Raw genomic sequence first — 15119 nt, forward strand, 5'->3', positions numbered from 1 at the left:
AACCTCGGCGCCTGATGCCCGGCATTCGGTCGCTACATCGCGTCCACCCCGACCCCCGAATCACCCTCCAACCTCCCGGAAAACTGTCCAGTATGCCCTTGATCGCAGTGTCGACTGAGACCATGTCGAACTTCCCTACTCGAAAAGCGACTGTCCAGGATGATTCTGCGCCCCGATGCCGCAACCGGTCGGTTTATTGATCAAAATGTTGGAAAAGGTTGTGCCTCACAGCACGGAATCCGTATGGGCGAGCGTTGCTTCATGGGGTCTGACCTGCGATATTTAGGTATTTTAGTCGTGAAAATTGCAGATCGGCGAGCCGAGACCAGATCGAGAGCTGACCTCTCCCGAGCTCTGAACCCTCAACGAGAGGGTCACTGGCGAACATGGCGCAACCTGTCAATCGGCCCCGCGAAGCGGGATGTTCGGTGGAGACCGAGTACGCGAGCGTCGGGAACAAGACCGCGCTGCTCGAGACCGTCCTCGACATCGCGGTGGTCGGCGACGACGCGCAGATCGCGCTCGACGATCGCCCGTGGTTCGGCGTGGGGGAGTGTCCCCTCGCGCCCCGCGTCGCCGCACTGGCGGAGGTCATCGCCGGGATCTACCGCCGCACCGCCGAACTGCGCGGTGTCCTCGACAGCGCGGCCCGGAACAATGCGGAACTCGCCGAGCTGGACGCGAGAAGCCGTGCACAGGAACGCATCTCGCGCACCGCGCTGGTGTCCGCGGCGGCCACCGCCGCCGAGTGGCGGCACTGGTATCTCGAATACAACGTGAAACCGTTGGGGCCCATCGATTTATCGATGTGGTTCGACCGCGTCGTGTGGCCCGCCGGCCGTTCGGTCACGGGTGGTCGGCGGCCCAGGCGCAGATGGCGGCGAGCGGGGTCTGCAGCGACTTGCCGAGTTCGGTGAGGGAGTACTCGATGTGCTGCGGGGCGGTCTCCTTGAAGACGTGGCGTTCGACGAGCCCGTCGGATTCCATGCCGCGCAAGGTTTCGGTGAGCACCTTCTGGGTGATGCCGGGCAGGCGGCGGCGCAGCGCGGCCGGGCGCTGGGCGCCGTCGAGCAGGGCGTAGATGAGCAGGATTCGCCACTTGGCGGCCAGGCGTTCGAGGGCCTGGCGGGTGGTGCAGGATTCCTCGAGTACGTCGGGGATCACCAGGTCCATCGCGCCTCCGTTCGGAAGGGCACTTCGAAGTGCCTTCTATCGGTGGCGGGGGTCCGCGCCTACCGTCTTGTTTCACCGTAATGCGACGACTTCGAGGACGAGAGCACCAGATGACTGTCAGCACAGTTCCGTTCACTTTCACCCGTGCCGGAGACCGACTGGTCGGCACGCTGTACTTGCCGGCGGGCGAGCCCACCGGTGTGGTGGTCACGACCGGCCCGCTGACCTCCGTCAAGGAGCAGGCGGCGGGCGTCTACGCCGAGGCGCTGGCGCGCCGCGGTTTCGCCGCCCTGGCCTTCGATCACCGGACCTTCGGCGAGAGTGCCGGGGAGCCGCGGCAATTGGAGGACCCGCTGGGCAAGGCCGCCGACATCAGCGCCGCCGTCTCGGCGCTGGAAGCGGACGCGCGGTTCACCGGTAAGTCCGTGGTCGCGCTGGGCGTCTGCGCCGGCGGCGGCTACATGGCCCGCGCGGTCGCCGACGACTCGCGCCTGCGCGCCTTCGCCGGTGTCGCGGGCGTGTACGCCGACGCGGCCGCCAACCCGGCCGATCCGGCGGTGGTCGAGCGCGGCCGCCTGGCTCGGGAGCGCCGTCTCGCCACCGGCGAGGTCGAGACCATCCCGGCGGTGGCCGCCGACAACGGCGATGTGGCCATGCCCCTGACCGAGGCGTTCGAGTACTACGGCACCCCGCGCGGCGTGGTCCCCAACTACACGAACGGTTTCGCCGTCGAATCCTTCGAGCACACCGCGGGTTTCGACGCCCAGGAGGCGGCGGCCCGGCTGTCGGTGCCGTTCCTGCTGGTGCACTCGGAGAACGCCCTGGTCCCGCCGTGGGCGCACAAGTTCTACGCTGGGGTGGCATCCCCGAAATCGGAGCTGTGGCTGGACTCGGTCGGCCAGATCGACTTCTACGACGATCCCCGGCTGATCGAGCCCGCCGCCGACGCGGCCGCCGAATTGTTCCGCGGCGTCTGCTGACCCGCGTGAGGTGAGCCGGATGTGGTCGAGACGAGCCGGGTGGGCGCTGACCGCGATCGCACTGGTCGCGGGCTGCTCATCCGGCCCGGCCACCACCGGCGGACCGCTGCCGCTGCGGAAGGTCGCCCAGGTTTCCCTGCCGGGCGGCTCGGCCCGATTCGATTACGCGAGCTTGGATTCCGGTCGTGGGCTGCTGTTCCTGGCGCACATGGGGGCCGGTGAGATCGTCGAGGTCGACGTCCGCGCGCACCGCGTGGTGCGCACGATCGCCGATACCCCGGATGTCCATGGCGTGCTGGTCGTTCCGGAGAAGCGCCGGGTGTACGCGACGGTGACGGGGCGCGATCAGCTCGTCGCCCTGGACGAGGACAGCGGGTCGGTGCTGTTCACCGCGCCGACCGGGACGTATCCGGACGGGTTGGCCTACGACCCGGTGCGCGACGCGGTCTGGACCACCAATGAGCGCGCGGGCAGCGAGTCGGTCGTCGACGCCGACACCGGAAGGTTCCGCGGCACGGTCACTCTGGGCGGCGAAGCCGGCAATGTCGTCTACGACCCGGGTCCCGACCGCATGATCGTGGCGGTGCAGGGCCGAGGCGATCTGGCGGTCGTCGACCCCGGCGCGCTGTCGGTCACCGACCGCATTCCGACGCCCGGCTGCTCGGGACCGCACGGTCAGGCGCTGGACACGGCCCGGCGGTTGATGTTCGTCGGCTGTGAGGACAACGCCACGCTCGTCACGGTCGATCTGGCGAAACACGCTGTCACCGACCGGAACAGCGTCGGCCGGACCCCCGACGTACTCGCCTACGATCCCGGCGCGCAGCGCATCTATGTAGCCGCCGAGAGCGGCTGGGTCAGTGCGTTCGACGCCCGCACCGGGCACCCGGCTCCCATCGGGGCCGAGCACCTGGCCGACGGCGCGCACACCGTGGTGGTCGATCCGGCCGATCATCATTGCTACTTCCCGATCCCCACCGCGGCGTCGGGGCCCGTGCTCTGGGAGTTCGAGCCCTCGGCGTAGCCCGGCACCAGCTGCCGCAGGCCCGGCTCCCAGTCCGAACGCTGCTGCGGGAAGCACCGTTCGAGGAGTTCGATCATGATCGCGGGAGCGGTCGACGCGCCGGGGGACGCGCCCAGCAAGCCCGCGATCGTGCCGTCGGCGCCGGTGACCAGTTCGGTGCCCATGGTCAGCACGCCCACCCGGTCGAGGTCGGGCTTCACCAGCTGCGCGCGTTGTCCGGCCTGGACGGGATACCAGTCGGCCGGATCGGCCTCGGGGTAGAAGCGCTGCAGCTGAGCGAACTTGCGCCGCCGGGTCGCGAGCAACTCGCCGATCAGATAGCGGACCAGCGGCAGATTCTGCAGTCCCGCCGCCACCAGCACCACGATGTTCGTCAGCCGCAACGTGGTGAACAGGTCGATCAGTTTGCCGTGCTCGAGCAGCCGCGTGCTGAACGTCGCGTACGGGCCGAACAGCAGCGACGACTCGCCGCCGACATTGCGCTTGTCCAAGTGCGGCACCGACATCGGGGGAGCGCCCAGCAGAGCCTGGCTGTAGACCTTCGCCTCGTGCCGGGCCACGACCTCGGGGTTGTCGGTCCGCAGGAACTGCGCGCCGACCGGGAACACGCCGTAGCCGCGCACCTCGGGGATGCGGGCCCGCTGGAGCAGCTTCAGCGCGTATCCGCCCGCTCCCACGAACACGAAACGGGCGCGGACGGTGAAGCGCCGCTTGCCGTTCCGATCCCGTCCCGTCACGGTCCAGATCCCGTCGGCGTCGCGGCGCAGTCCCCGCACCTCGTGACCGGTGCGCACCTGCGCGCCCGCGTCGGTCATGGCCCGCACGAGCGACCCGGTCAGCGCCCCGAAATCGACGTCGGTGCCCGCCTCGAACCGGGTGGCCGCCACCGGTTGCCCCGGGTCCCGGCCCGCCATGAGCAGGGGAGCCCAGTCCGCGATGACGGCGGGATCCTCGCTGTACTCCATGGCCGCGAACGCGGGCAGGATGCGCAGGGTCTCGAATCGCCGGCGCAGATAGGTGACATCCCGCTCGCCGAACACCACATCCATATGCGGTGTCGCCGTGACGAATCCGGTGTCGGCCAGCGCGCCCCGCTCGGCCAGTCCCGCCCAGAACTGCCGCGACAGCGCGAACATCGACGCGATCTCGGCCGCCTTGCCCCCATCGTCCGGATCCGGCATGTAGTTGAGTTCGCACAGGCCCGAGTGCCCGGTGCCCGCGTTGTTCCACGGATCGGAGCTCTCGGCCGCGACCCGGTCGAGCCGCTCCAGCAGGGTCATGGACCAATCCGGTCGCAGCGCCGCGATCATCGCGCCGAGGGTGGCCGACATGATGCCGCCACCGATCAATACGACGTCGAGAATCTCTGTGTCCGTGGTGGTTTCGGTGGGTGCGGTGGGCTCGTCCATCTGCGTGACCTCCTGGTCGGCGGGTACTCCGTCATCGTCACGCCGCGCTTATCCATCCGTCCAATGCTCATTCCGCGCGGCTATGATCCGAATATGGATGAATTGCCGTCGTCGCAGGTGGAGGCCCTGATCCCGCTGCTCGCGGCGTTCGACGCGGCCGCGGGGGAGGGGCACGTCACGCGGGCGGCGCAGCTCCTGGGCGTACCGCAGTCGTCGGTGAGTCGCCGGTTGAAGGCGGTCGAGCAGGCGGTCGGGGTGAAACTCTTCCAACCGGTCGGTCGCCGCATCGCCCTCACCGCCGCCGGTCAAGAACTGCACGAACGCACCCGTGGCCTGGTCCAGGCCCTCACCGACGCCGTCGACGTGGTCCGCAGCGACGCCGACCCCGACAGCGGCCTGGTCCGGTTCGGTTTCCCGTTCACCCTCGGCCCGGTCAGCATCCCGTCACTTCTGGCCGATTTCCACGCGGGCGCACCGCGCATCCGCCTGCACCTCGTGCAGGCTCACGGCAGTGCCCTGACCGACATGGTCCGCGACGGCCGCCTGGATCTGGCCGTCACCATCCCGGCCCCCGACGACCTGCCCGCGATCATCCTCGGCCACCAGCGCCTGCACCTGTACGTAGCCGACGCCCACCCATTGGCAACCCGCACCGAGGTCGAACTCGCCGAACTGGCCGACGAGCCGTTCATCGCGAACCCGCCGACCTACCACCTGCGTCGCCTGGTCGACTCCTGGTGCGCTGAGGCCGGATTCACCCCGCGCGTCGGCTTCGAGATCACCGAGTTCGAGACGCTGCGCGCCCTGGTCGCCCAGAATCTCGGCATCGCGGTGCTGCCCGCCCCGGAGGTCGACCACCCGGGCCTGTCACGCGTGGCCCTGGCCGATGCGCGGGATCGCAGCATCGGCCTGGTCTCGGGCGGCCACCGCCCGACTCCCGCGGTGGCACGCCTGCGTGATCACGTTGCCGCGCAGGCCCTGTCGTATCTCGGGCGCGGCGCGGACCCGGCTACTCCTGATAGGTCGTGAGGATGCGCCGGATCGACGAGGTCACCGGCAGGTCACCGGTCAGCGGCACCCACCGGTATTCGGCGTAGTTGGTCACCCGCACCGGTCCGGCGCTGGCCACCACCGCGGCGAAATGCTCCCGGCGCACCGGTTTCCCGGCGCTGGACAGGTAGTCGAAGCTGCCGAGGTGGCGCACGATATCGGTGACCGCCAGACCGGTCTCCTCGCGCACCGCCCGCACCACCGCGCTGGCCAGCGACTCGCCCGGGCGCACCACGGTGCCCGGTAGGTGCAGCGGACTGCGCCCTTCGACGTGCTCCTCGTGCTCGAGCATCAGCACCGAGTCATTGTGCTCGACGACCACACCTACCCGTAGCGCGACTCCCTCCGAGGCGGCCCGCTCCCGCAGTTCCTGCAACACCGTTTCGCCGATGGACTGCCCGGGCGAAACTTCGAAATCCCACACTGCACACCACATCCCGTATCACCGGACACCGTCGACCGATACGGATAACGCTACCGGCGGAGAAACGGTCGGCGGCAGAGACATTCGCAAGAATAGGCGCACTTCCGTCCCAGCGATCCAGGGTCCGGAAACTTTCTCGACACCGGCCCGAAATGCCTGCGTGCCATCGCCGCGGCGGGGGTGGGAAGCTGGACCGGTACCGCCTACGAGAGGAGTCATCGTGAAGGTGTTCCAGATCGGCGCGGCCGGCGGCATCGGCCGCCGCCTGGCGACCCTGCTCACCGCCCGCGGTGACGAGGTCACCGGGATGCACCGCGGCCCCGCGCAGGCCGAGATCATCGCCGCCACCGGCGCGACCCCGCTGCACGGTGACCTGATCGCCGATTCGGTCGACGAGCTGGCCGCCAAGTTCCACGGCCACGACGCCATCGTCTTCTCCGCGGGCGCGCACGGCACGGGCATGGACCAGACCAGCCTGATCGACGGCCGCGGCCTGGAGAAGGCCGCCGACGCCGCCCGCTTCGCCGGAGTCGCCCGTTTCGTCCTGGTCTCGGTGTTCCCCGACGCGGGCCGCGACCGCGAGACCAGCCCCGGCTTCGAGCACTACATGCGGGTGAAGAAGACCGCCGACGCCTATCTGGTCGGCACCGATCTGGACTGGCTGATCGTCCGCCCCGGCACGCTGCGCGACGAGCCCGGAACCGGCCTGGTCGCAGCCGGACTCGCGATCGAATACGGCGATGTCCGCCGCGACGACGTGGCCGCCTTCATCGACGTGGCCCTGCACCGCCCGGCGCTGAACCGGGTGATCCTGGAACTGACGGCCGGTCACACGGCGGTCGCGGAGGCCGTGGAACTGGTGTTGGAGCGCTCGACCACGGCCAGGAAATAGCCGAATCCCGGATTTCGCGGCCGAAATTCGCGCCCCGATCGCGGGCGGGTGCGGCAATCGCGCGAGATACCTGGAATAGTTGGGGCGGAACGCACAGGACCAAGGCGAAAGCGGGGATGTTGGTGACTTCGACTGACGGTGTGAGCGGGGTAAGCACGGTGAAGGACGCACCTTCGGCTCCGAGCACCCTCGAGCGCGATGTCCAGACCCTGGAAAAGGCGATCTACGAAGTCAAACGTGTGATCGTCGGTCAGGATCGGCTCGTCGAGCGGCTGTTGGTCGGTGTTCTCGCCAAGGGGCACGTGCTGCTCGAAGGTGTGCCGGGTATCGCCAAGACCCTGGCCGTGGAGACCTTCGCGACCGTGGTGGGCGGCAGCTTCTCGCGCGTGCAGTTCACTCCTGACCTGGTGCCCACCGACCTCGTCGGTACCCGCATCTACCGGCAGGGCCGCGAGGAGTTCGACACCGAGCTGGGCCCGGTGGTCGCCAACTTCGTGCTCGCCGACGAGATCAACCGCGCGCCCGCCAAGGTGCAGTCCGCACTGCTCGAGGTGATGGCCGAGCGGCACGTGTCCATCGGTGGCAAGACCTACCCGATGCCGAATCCGTTCCTGGTCATGGCGACTCAGAACCCGATCGAGTCCGAGGGCGTGTACCCGCTGCCCGAGGCGCAGCGCGACCGCTTCCTGTTCAAGGTCGTCGTCGACTACCCCTCGGTCGAGGAGGAGCGCGAGATCATCTACCGGATGGGTGTCACCCCGCCGGAGCCCAAGCGGGTGCTGGACCCGGCCGAGCTGGTGCGGCTGCAGAACGTCGCTGCCAACACCTTCGTGCACCACGCCCTGGTCGACTACGTGGTCCGGGTGATCGCCGCGACCCGCAAGCCCGCCGACTTCGGCATGCAGGACGTGGCCGGCTGGATCTCCTACGGTGCCTCCCCGCGCGCCTCGCTGGGCATCATCGCCGCCGCCCGCGCGGTGGCCCTGATCCGCGGCCGCGACTACGTGGTCCCGCAGGACGTGGTCGAGGTGATCCCGGACGTGCTGCGTCACCGCCTGGTGCTGTCCTACGACGCGCTGGCCGACGAGGTCAGCCCGGACGACGTGATCAAGCGCGTGCTGCAGACCGTCGGCCTGCCGCAGGTCGCCGCCCAGGCCAACGCCCCGGCCAATGCCTCCGCCGGCGCGCCCGCCCCGGTGCCCGCCGCCATGCCGCAGCCCGGCATCCCGCAGCAGCCGGGGGTGCCCGCGCAGGGTATTCCGCAGCCGCCGCAGCAGGGCATCCCGCAGCCTCCGAACGGTCAGATGCCCGGCGTCCCCGGTCAGCCGCAGCCGAAGTAGGTGGCCACGGAATCGACTGCGCCCGTGACGATCTCAACTCCCAGCGACTCCCCGCACGCCCCGCCCTCGTTCCGGCAGGGTCAGCTCACCGACCCGCGGTTGTCGGCGGCGCTGCGGACGCTCGAACTCACCGTGCGGCGGCGCCTGGACGGCGTGCTGCACGGTGACCACCTGGGCCTGATCCCCGGTCCCGGCTCCGAGCCCGGCGATGCCCGCATGTATCAGCCGGGCGACGATGTGCGGCAGATGGATTGGTCGGTCACCGCCCGCACCACCCACCCGCACGTCCGGCAGATGATCGCCGACCGCGAGCTGGAGACCTGGCTGGTGGTCGACCTGTCGGCCAGCCTCGATTTCGGTACCGCGCTGTGCGAGAAGCGGGATCTGGTGGTCGCCGCGGCGGCCGCGGTCACGCATCTGACCAGCGGCGGCGGCAACCGGATCGGCGCGGTGGTGACCAATGGCAATGAGCTGATCCGCATTCCGGCCCGCAGCGGCCGGGTGCACGAGCAGTCCATGCTGCGCAAGATCGCGACCACCCCGCACGCCCCGGACGGTGTCCGAGGCGACCTGCGCGACGCGATCGAGGCATTGCGCAGACCGCAGCGCAAACGCGGTCTGGCCGTGGTCATTTCCGATTTCCTCGGCGATATCGACTGGCAGCGGTCGCTGCGCGCCATCTCCGGCCGCCACGACCTGCTCGGTGTCGAAGTACTGGACCCGCGTGATCTGGAGCTTCCGGATCTGGGCGATGTGGTCCTGCACGACCCGGAGACCGGACGGACCCGGGAATTCAGTGTGACCCCCACGCTTCGCGCCGATTTCGCGCGCGCCGCGCAAGGCCATCGGGATCAGGTCGAGCAGGCGTTGCGCAGTTGTGGTGCGCCGGTGATGACCCTGCGCACCGACGGCGACTGGATCGCGGACGTGGTTCGATTCGTGTCCACCCGGCGCCACACCTTTGGCGCCCCGAATGCCGGACGGGTGCCGCGGCAGTGACTATCGGCGAGCTGACCTTCAGCCTTTCGCATTTCGCCTACCAGTATTGGCTGGCCTTCCTGGCCGTGATCGCGCTGGCGGCGCTGATCTACATCCTGATGCAGCAGCGGCGTCGCAAACAGATGCTGCGCTTCTCCAATATGGAGATGCTGGAGAAGGTGGCGCCCAAGCAGCCGAAACCGTGGCGGCACATTCCCGTCGCGGTGACCCTGGTGGGCCTCATGTTCCTCACCTTCGCCGCGGCCGGTCCGACCGCGGCGAAGAAGGTGCCCCGCAACCGCGCCACGGTGATCCTGGTGATCGACGTGTCGCTGTCGATGGAGGCCACCGACGTGCCGCCCAGCCGGATTCAGGTGGCCAAGAAGGCCGCCAAGGAATTCGCGGACAATCTGACGCCGGGCATCAACCTGGGTCTGGTCACCTTCGCGGGCACCGCGTCGGTGCAGGTGTCGCCGACCACGAATCGGGAGGCGGTCAAGGCCGCCATCGACACCATGAAGCTGGCCGAGCGCACCGCGACCGGTGAGGGCATCCTGACCGCGTTGCAGTCCATCGACACCCTGGCCTCGGTGCTGCCGGGTGCGGAGAAGCCGCCGCCGGCCCAGGTGGTGCTCATGTCCGACGGCAAGCAGACCGTCCCGGACGACAAGGATGTCGAGAATCCCCGCCACGGCTTCACCGCCGCGCGTCTGGCGAAGGAGAAAGGCATTCCGGTGTCGACGATTTCGTTCGGCACCACGTGGGGCACCGTGGAGATCCCCGACCAGGACGGCAAGGGCTCGCAGCGGGTCCGCGTCCCGGTGGACGACGATTCGCTGCGCGAGATCGCGAAACTGTCCGGCGGCGAGTTCTTCACCGCCTCCACGCTGGAAGAACTCAAGAACGTCTACGCGCACTTGGAAGAGCAGATCGGCTTCGAGACGACCGTCGCCGACGCCAGCCGCCCGTGGTTGCTGCTGGGTTTGGTGGTGACTGCCGCCGGGTTGGTGGCCGCGTTGCTCTATCGTCAGCGTCTGCCGTAAATCGGTACCGCGCGCCGAGTCCCGAACACGAACAGATAGGTTTGCGTCTATGTCGAACATCACATCCCGGTCGGTCCTGGTGACCGGCGGTAATCGCGGCATCGGGCTCGCGGTCGCCCAGCGCCTGCTCGCCGACGGACACAAGGTCGCCGTCACCCACCGCGGGTCCGGCGTTCCCGAGGGTTTCTTCGGCGTGAAATGCGATGTGACCGATAGCGAATCGGTCGATCGGGCCTTCTCCGAGGTGGAGGAGCACCAGGGTCCGGTCGAGGTACTGGTCGCGAACGCGGGCATCACCGATGACACGCTGCTGATGCGCATGACCGAGGAGCAGTTCACCCGGGTCATCGACGCCAACCTGACCGGCGCCTTCCGCTGCGCCAAGCGCGCCAACCGTGCCATGCTGCGCGCCCGCTGGGGCCGCATGATCTTCCTCGGCTCGGTCGTCGGTCTGGGTGGTGGCCCCGGCCAGATCAACTACGCCTCCTCCAAGGCCGGTGTGGTCGGCCTGGCCCGCTCGGTGACCCGCGAGCTCGGTTCGCGCAACATCACCGCCAACGTGGTCGCGCCCGGTTTCATCGAGACCGACATGACCGCCGAGCTGCCCGACGACCTGCGCGACACCGCCAAGAAGTTCATCCCGCTGCAGCGTCTCGGCCAGCCCGAGGACGTCGCCGCCGTGGTCAGCTTCCTGGCCTCCGAGGACTCCGGTTACGTCTCCGGCGCGATCATCCCCGTCGACGGCGGTATGGGCATGGGCCACTAGGCCCACCCGAACCCGCTCTCGCCCCTGACATTTCGAACGAGGAGAACCCACCACCCCATGGCTGGATTGCTCGCAGGCAAGACCGTACTCATCACCGGCATCATCACCGACTCGTCCATCGCCTTCCACGCGGCCGCGGTCGCGCAGGAGCAGGGCGCGAAGGTGATCATCACCGGCATCCCGGAGCGGCTGCGCCTCATCGACCGCATCGCCAAGCGTCTGCCGCAGGAGGTGCCCCCGGCCATCGGTCTGGACGTCACCAGCGAGGAGAACCTGGCCGAGCTGCCGGCGAAGCTGCGTGAGCTGGCCCCCGAGGGCATCGACGGCGTGCTGCACTCGATCGCCTTCGCGCCCAAGACCCTGATGGGCCCGGACGCGGTGAACTTCCTCGACGCCCCCGGCCCGGACGCGGCCAAGGCGTTCGAGATCTCGGCCTGGTCGTACGCCTCGCTGGCGCGCGCCGTGCTCCCCGCCATGAACGAGGGCGGCTCCATCGTGGGCATGGACTTCGATCCGCGCACCGCGATGCCGTTCTACAACTGGATGGGTGTCGCCAAGGCGGCCCTGGAGTCGGTGAACCGCTACGTGGCGCGGGAGGTGGGCGCCGCCAAGAAGATCCGCTCCAACCTGATCGCGGCCGGTCCGATCAAGACCCTCGCGGCCAAGGCCATCGCCGGCACCGCCACCGATGACGCCAAGCAGCTGAACATGCTCAACGAGTACTGGGACGGCGCGTCTCCGATCGGCTGGGACGTCGACGACCCGACCGTGGTCGCCAAGTCCGTGTGCGCGCTGCTGTCGGATTGGCTGCCCGGCACCACCGGTTCGATCATCTACGTCGACGGCGGCGCCAGCCACAACACCTGGTTCCCGGAATCCGGTTTCGGCGCCAACTGATCGTCAGCGGTTCGATTTCCCAGGAGGAGAGCGGTAGTGGGTGAGCCCGCGGCTCGTGAAGTGGACGCCCTGCTACTGCTGTCCTTCGGCGGTCCCGAGCGCCCCGAGGACGTGATGCCGTTCCTGGAGAACGTCACTCGGGGCCGGGGCGTGCCGCCGGAACGCCTCGCCGAGGTCGCGCAGCACTACCTGCACTTCGGCGGGGTGTCCCCGATCAATGCGCTGAACCTCGACATCATCAAGGCGATCGAGGCCGAATTCGCCGCGCGCGGTATCGATCTGCCGGTGTATTTCGGCAATCGCAACTGGCACCCGATGGTCGAGGCAACCGTCGAGGGCATGCGCGCCGACGGGATTCGCTCGGCGCTGGTGTTCCCGACCTCCGCGTGGGGCGGGTATTCGGGCTGCCTGCAGTACCAGGAGGACATCACGCGCGCCCGCGCCGCGGTCGCCGATGCCCCCGAATTGGTGAAGCTGCGCCAATATTTCGATCATCCGCTGTTCGTCGAGGCGTTCGCGGACGCGATTCGCGCGGCGGTCGCGGAATTGCCGCAGGACAAGCGTGATTCGGCCCGCCTGGTCTTCACCGCGCATTCCGTGCCGGTCTCCGCCGATATCGCCTCCGGTCCGCCCGCCGAACAGCGTCTCTACAGCCGTCAGGTCGCCGAGGCGGCCCGATTGTGCGCGGCGGCAACCGGATTCGAGGCCCACGACCTGGTGTGGCAGTCGCGCTCGGGCCCGCCGCAGGTGCCCTGGCTGGACCCCGACATCGTCGACCATCTCGACGCGCTCGCCGAACAGGGCGTGGACTCCGTGGTGGTGTGCCCGGTCGGTTTCGTCTCCGACCACCTCGAGGTCATCTGGGACCTGGACAACGAGGCGAAAGAGCGTGCCGCCGAACTGGGTATGGCCTTCGCCCGCGCCGCCACCCCCGGCCCGGACCCGCGTTTCGCGCGCATGGTCGCCGATCTGGTGCAGGAGTACCTGTCCGCCGCCGCCCCGGCGCGTCTGAGCGACATCACCGGTCTGGGCTGCACCGTCGACGGCGCGCCGTGCGTGGTCGGCTGCTGCGCTCTGCCGCCCCGCAGGCCCGCGGTGGCACCGGCGGCCGCCGAATTGTAGTCTCGCCCAGGTGACTACACCCGGACGCGGAACCCCGCAACGCCGTCAGCCCGCCTCGGGCGGCACCGCCGCCCGCAAGCCACAGCGCACCTTCGGTGCCCCGGACATGTTCGTCTGGGCCCCCGTGCTGACCTTGTTCCTGGCCGCCGGCATCGTCGGCACCATCGGCCAATCCATCATGTTCGCCGCGGCGTTCGTCGCCATCGCGGTGGTCATGCTGGTCGCGGATATGTTCTTCAACCGCTGACGGGTTCGCCCGTCAGTTCAGGACGTTCACCGCGCGGGCGACGACCAGGCTCACGGTGACGAGGGAGATGCCGGACTGCACCATCATGAGGAGCTTGGCCCAGCGGGTCATGGGCATCACGTCGGTGGGGCTGAAGGCGGTCGCGTTGGTGAACGACAGATACAGATAATCCGGAAATTGCGGTTCCCAGTCGGGGTCGGCGAGATTCGGATTCTGCATCTGGACCCACAGGAAATCCGGATACGGCTTGCGGGCGTGGGCGCGCGCCGCCGGGCCGCCCCGGTCGAAATCCCAGTACCAGAGCGCGAACACGAGCACATTGGACAGCCACACGGCCGCGCCCGAGCCGAGCAGTCCGGCGGCATTGTCGGCGGCCGTGCCGTTGATCAGCGATTTCACCAGGTGGGACACCGACCACACCATGCCGAAACCGAGCAGCCCCATCAGCAGCAGGCTGAATCGCCGCAGCCGTTCGTCCTCGCGGTCGAGCCGGACCGGGTTGGCGATCATCAGGATGATCAGCAACGCGAATCCGACGATCGGCACGACCCAGTTGGGCCCGGCCGAGTATTCGGGCGGTAGGAGGTATTGCACCAGCAATATCCCGACTACTGCCGCGGTGGCCGCCCAGCGCGATTCCCCGGCCGTGCGCCGGGCCCAGGCGGGTACCTGATCGTCGTCGGTCTCGTTCCCGGGTGCGCTCACCTTCGTGAGTATGCCCAAAGGTGACAGAAGTATGACGCGGGCTCGCGGACGGACTTTCCGTCGGGCAGGGTGGGTTGTAGCTGAGGCCTACCAAGGAGGTCATGTGGCACGGGAGTACAACCGGAATCCGGCGGCGGTGGCGGCGCTGTCGCCCGAGCAGTATCACGTCACCCAGGAGAACGGCACCGAGCGGGCGTTCACCGGCGAGTACTGGGACAACCACGAGCCCGGTATCTACGTGGACGTGGTGTCCGGGGAGCCGTTGTTCGCGTCGACGGACAAATTCGAGAGCGGATCGGGGTGGCCGAGTTTCACCAGGCCGATCGACGCGACGAATGTGGCCGAGAAGCGCGACGTCAGCCATTTCATGGTGCGCACCGAGGTGCGGTCGGTGCACGGTGACAGCCATCTGGGCCATGTGTTCCCCGATGGCCCGCGCGACGCGGGCGGGCTGCGCTACTGCATCAACTCGGCGTCGCTGCGGTTCGTGCATCTCGACGATCTGGAATCCGAAGGCTACGGACAGTACAAGACGCTGTTCACGAAGGAGGAAGCGTGACCGACACTCGCAAGGCGATTCTGGCCGGTGGTTGTTTCTGGGGCATGCAGGATCTGATCCGGCGCCAGCCCGGTGTCATCGACACCCGGGTCGGATACAGCGGCGGCCGCAACGACAACCCGACGTACCGCAATCACCCCGGCCACGCGGAGGCCGTGGAGATCGTCTACGACCCGGCGCAGACCGATTACCGTGCGCTGCTGGAGTTCTTCTTCCAGATCCACGATCCGAGCACCAAGGATCGGCAGGGCAACGACATCGGCTCGAGCTACCGCTCCGCCATCTTCTACCTGGATGACGAGCAGAAGCGGGTCGCCGAGGACACCATCGCCGACGTGGACGCCTCGGGCCTGTGGCCCGGCAAGGTGGTCACCGAGGTGACCCCGGCGAGCACGTTCTGGGACGCCGAGCCGGAGCACCAGGACTACCTGGTCCGCTACCCGAACGGCTACACCTGCCACTTCCCGCGTCCGGGCTGGAAGCTGCCCCGCCGCGAGACCACGGCATAGC

The 15119-nt window shown here is 68.6% G+C and carries 18 protein-coding genes; 14 read left to right on the forward strand and 4 right to left on the reverse strand.

The features are described 5' to 3' along the window. Nucleotides 1-386 precede the first annotated feature (386 nt). Nucleotides 387-917 carry a hypothetical protein gene (locus tag ACWEOI_RS30215; protein ID WP_452361775.1) on the forward strand — a complete coding sequence of 177 codons (531 nt, stop codon included), beginning with the start codon at nucleotides 387-389 and terminating at the stop codon, nucleotides 915-917. Here ACWEOI_RS30215 and ACWEOI_RS30220 read toward each other — a convergent pair. Beyond that, nucleotides 847-1173: a winged helix-turn-helix transcriptional regulator gene (locus ACWEOI_RS30220; RefSeq protein WP_357276973.1), complete on the reverse strand. Its 327-nt coding sequence runs from the start codon at nucleotides 1171-1173 to the stop codon at nucleotides 847-849. The two genes, ACWEOI_RS30215 and ACWEOI_RS30220, sit on opposite strands and share 71 nt — an antisense overlap. A 110-nt stretch (nucleotides 1174-1283) precedes the next feature. Between ACWEOI_RS30220 and ACWEOI_RS30225 the strand changes: the two genes are divergently transcribed. Together ACWEOI_RS30225 and ACWEOI_RS30230 are read left to right on the forward strand one after the other, a co-directional pair. Further along, on the forward strand, nucleotides 1284-2153 hold the full coding sequence (locus tag ACWEOI_RS30225; RefSeq protein ID WP_452361776.1) for an alpha/beta hydrolase: 870 nt from the start codon (nucleotides 1284-1286) through the stop codon (nucleotides 2151-2153). Between the two features lie 19 nt (nucleotides 2154-2172). Then, nucleotides 2173-3177 carry a YncE family protein gene (locus tag ACWEOI_RS30230; RefSeq protein WP_452361777.1) on the forward strand — a complete coding sequence of 335 codons (1005 nt, stop codon included), beginning with the start codon at nucleotides 2173-2175 and terminating at the stop codon, nucleotides 3175-3177. Here ACWEOI_RS30230 and mqo read toward each other — a convergent pair. Beyond that, on the reverse strand, nucleotides 3114-4586 hold the full coding sequence (gene mqo / locus ACWEOI_RS30235) for a malate dehydrogenase (quinone) (RefSeq protein ID WP_452361778.1): 1473 nt from the start codon (nucleotides 4584-4586) through the stop codon (nucleotides 3114-3116). The two genes, ACWEOI_RS30230 and mqo, sit on opposite strands and share 64 nt — an antisense overlap. A gap of 93 nt (nucleotides 4587-4679) precedes the next feature. On the opposite strand from mqo, the gene ACWEOI_RS30240 reads away from it, so the two are divergent. Then, nucleotides 4680-5615: a LysR family transcriptional regulator gene (locus ACWEOI_RS30240; protein WP_452361779.1), complete on the forward strand. Its 936-nt coding sequence runs from the start codon at nucleotides 4680-4682 to the stop codon at nucleotides 5613-5615. Here the strand turns inward: ACWEOI_RS30240 and ACWEOI_RS30245 are convergent. Next, entirely contained in the window at nucleotides 5596-6060 is a 465-nt protein-coding gene (locus ACWEOI_RS30245; RefSeq protein ID WP_357082401.1) for an NUDIX hydrolase, read from the reverse strand. The two genes, ACWEOI_RS30240 and ACWEOI_RS30245, sit on opposite strands and share 20 nt — an antisense overlap. Before the next feature lie 220 nt (nucleotides 6061-6280). Between ACWEOI_RS30245 and ACWEOI_RS30250 the strand changes: the two genes are divergently transcribed. The 8 genes from ACWEOI_RS30250 to ACWEOI_RS30285 all read left to right on the forward strand — a co-directional run bounded on the left by ACWEOI_RS30250 (nucleotide 6281) and on the right by ACWEOI_RS30285 (nucleotide 13345). Beyond that, complete coding sequence (locus ACWEOI_RS30250) at nucleotides 6281-6952, forward strand: NAD(P)H-binding protein (RefSeq protein ID WP_433673064.1); 672 nt, start codon at nucleotides 6281-6283, stop codon at nucleotides 6950-6952. A gap of 116 nt (nucleotides 6953-7068) precedes the next feature. Further along, complete coding sequence (locus ACWEOI_RS30255) at nucleotides 7069-8292, forward strand: AAA family ATPase (RefSeq protein ID WP_433673065.1); 1224 nt, start codon at nucleotides 7069-7071, stop codon at nucleotides 8290-8292. Between the two features lie 24 nt (nucleotides 8293-8316). Beyond that, nucleotides 8317-9291: a DUF58 domain-containing protein gene (locus ACWEOI_RS30260; RefSeq protein WP_433673066.1), complete on the forward strand. Its 975-nt coding sequence runs from the start codon at nucleotides 8317-8319 to the stop codon at nucleotides 9289-9291. Next, on the forward strand, nucleotides 9288-10313 hold the full coding sequence (locus ACWEOI_RS30265) for a VWA domain-containing protein (protein WP_357082389.1): 1026 nt from the start codon (nucleotides 9288-9290) through the stop codon (nucleotides 10311-10313). Before ACWEOI_RS30260 ends, ACWEOI_RS30265 begins: the two co-directional genes overlap by 4 nt. 49 nt (nucleotides 10314-10362) lie before the next feature. Then, nucleotides 10363-11079: a 3-oxoacyl-ACP reductase FabG1 gene (gene fabG1, locus ACWEOI_RS30270; RefSeq protein WP_357082386.1), complete on the forward strand. Its 717-nt coding sequence runs from the start codon at nucleotides 10363-10365 to the stop codon at nucleotides 11077-11079. Nucleotides 11080-11136: 57 nt separating this feature from the next. Then, nucleotides 11137-11976 carry an NADH-dependent enoyl-ACP reductase InhA gene (gene inhA, locus ACWEOI_RS30275; protein WP_357082382.1) on the forward strand — a complete coding sequence of 280 codons (840 nt, stop codon included), beginning with the start codon at nucleotides 11137-11139 and terminating at the stop codon, nucleotides 11974-11976. Between the two features lie 36 nt (nucleotides 11977-12012). Next, complete coding sequence (locus ACWEOI_RS30280; protein WP_452361780.1) at nucleotides 12013-13098, forward strand: ferrochelatase; 1086 nt, start codon at nucleotides 12013-12015, stop codon at nucleotides 13096-13098. A gap of 10 nt (nucleotides 13099-13108) precedes the next feature. Continuing rightward, nucleotides 13109-13345 (forward strand): hypothetical protein, encoded by a 237-nt coding sequence (locus ACWEOI_RS30285; protein ID WP_433673068.1) that lies wholly within the window; start codon nucleotides 13109-13111, stop codon nucleotides 13343-13345. Nucleotides 13346-13357: 12 nt separating this feature from the next. Here the strand turns inward: ACWEOI_RS30285 and ACWEOI_RS30290 are convergent, their stop codons facing one another. Further along, on the reverse strand, nucleotides 13358-14050 hold the full coding sequence (locus tag ACWEOI_RS30290; RefSeq protein ID WP_452361781.1) for a hypothetical protein: 693 nt from the start codon (nucleotides 14048-14050) through the stop codon (nucleotides 13358-13360). Nucleotides 14051-14153: 103 nt separating this feature from the next. On the opposite strand from ACWEOI_RS30290, the gene msrB reads away from it, so the two are divergent. Both msrB and msrA read left to right on the forward strand, forming a co-directional pair. Beyond that, entirely contained in the window at nucleotides 14154-14609 is a 456-nt protein-coding gene (gene msrB / locus ACWEOI_RS30295; protein WP_433673070.1) for a peptide-methionine (R)-S-oxide reductase MsrB, read from the forward strand. Then, entirely contained in the window at nucleotides 14606-15118 is a 513-nt protein-coding gene (msrA, locus tag ACWEOI_RS30300; protein ID WP_452361782.1) for a peptide-methionine (S)-S-oxide reductase MsrA, read from the forward strand. The genes msrB and msrA overlap by 4 nt, the downstream gene beginning before the upstream one ends. Nucleotide 15119: the final 1 nt, after the last annotated feature.

The sequence above is a fragment of the Nocardia sp. NPDC004340 genome (assembly GCF_053602575.1).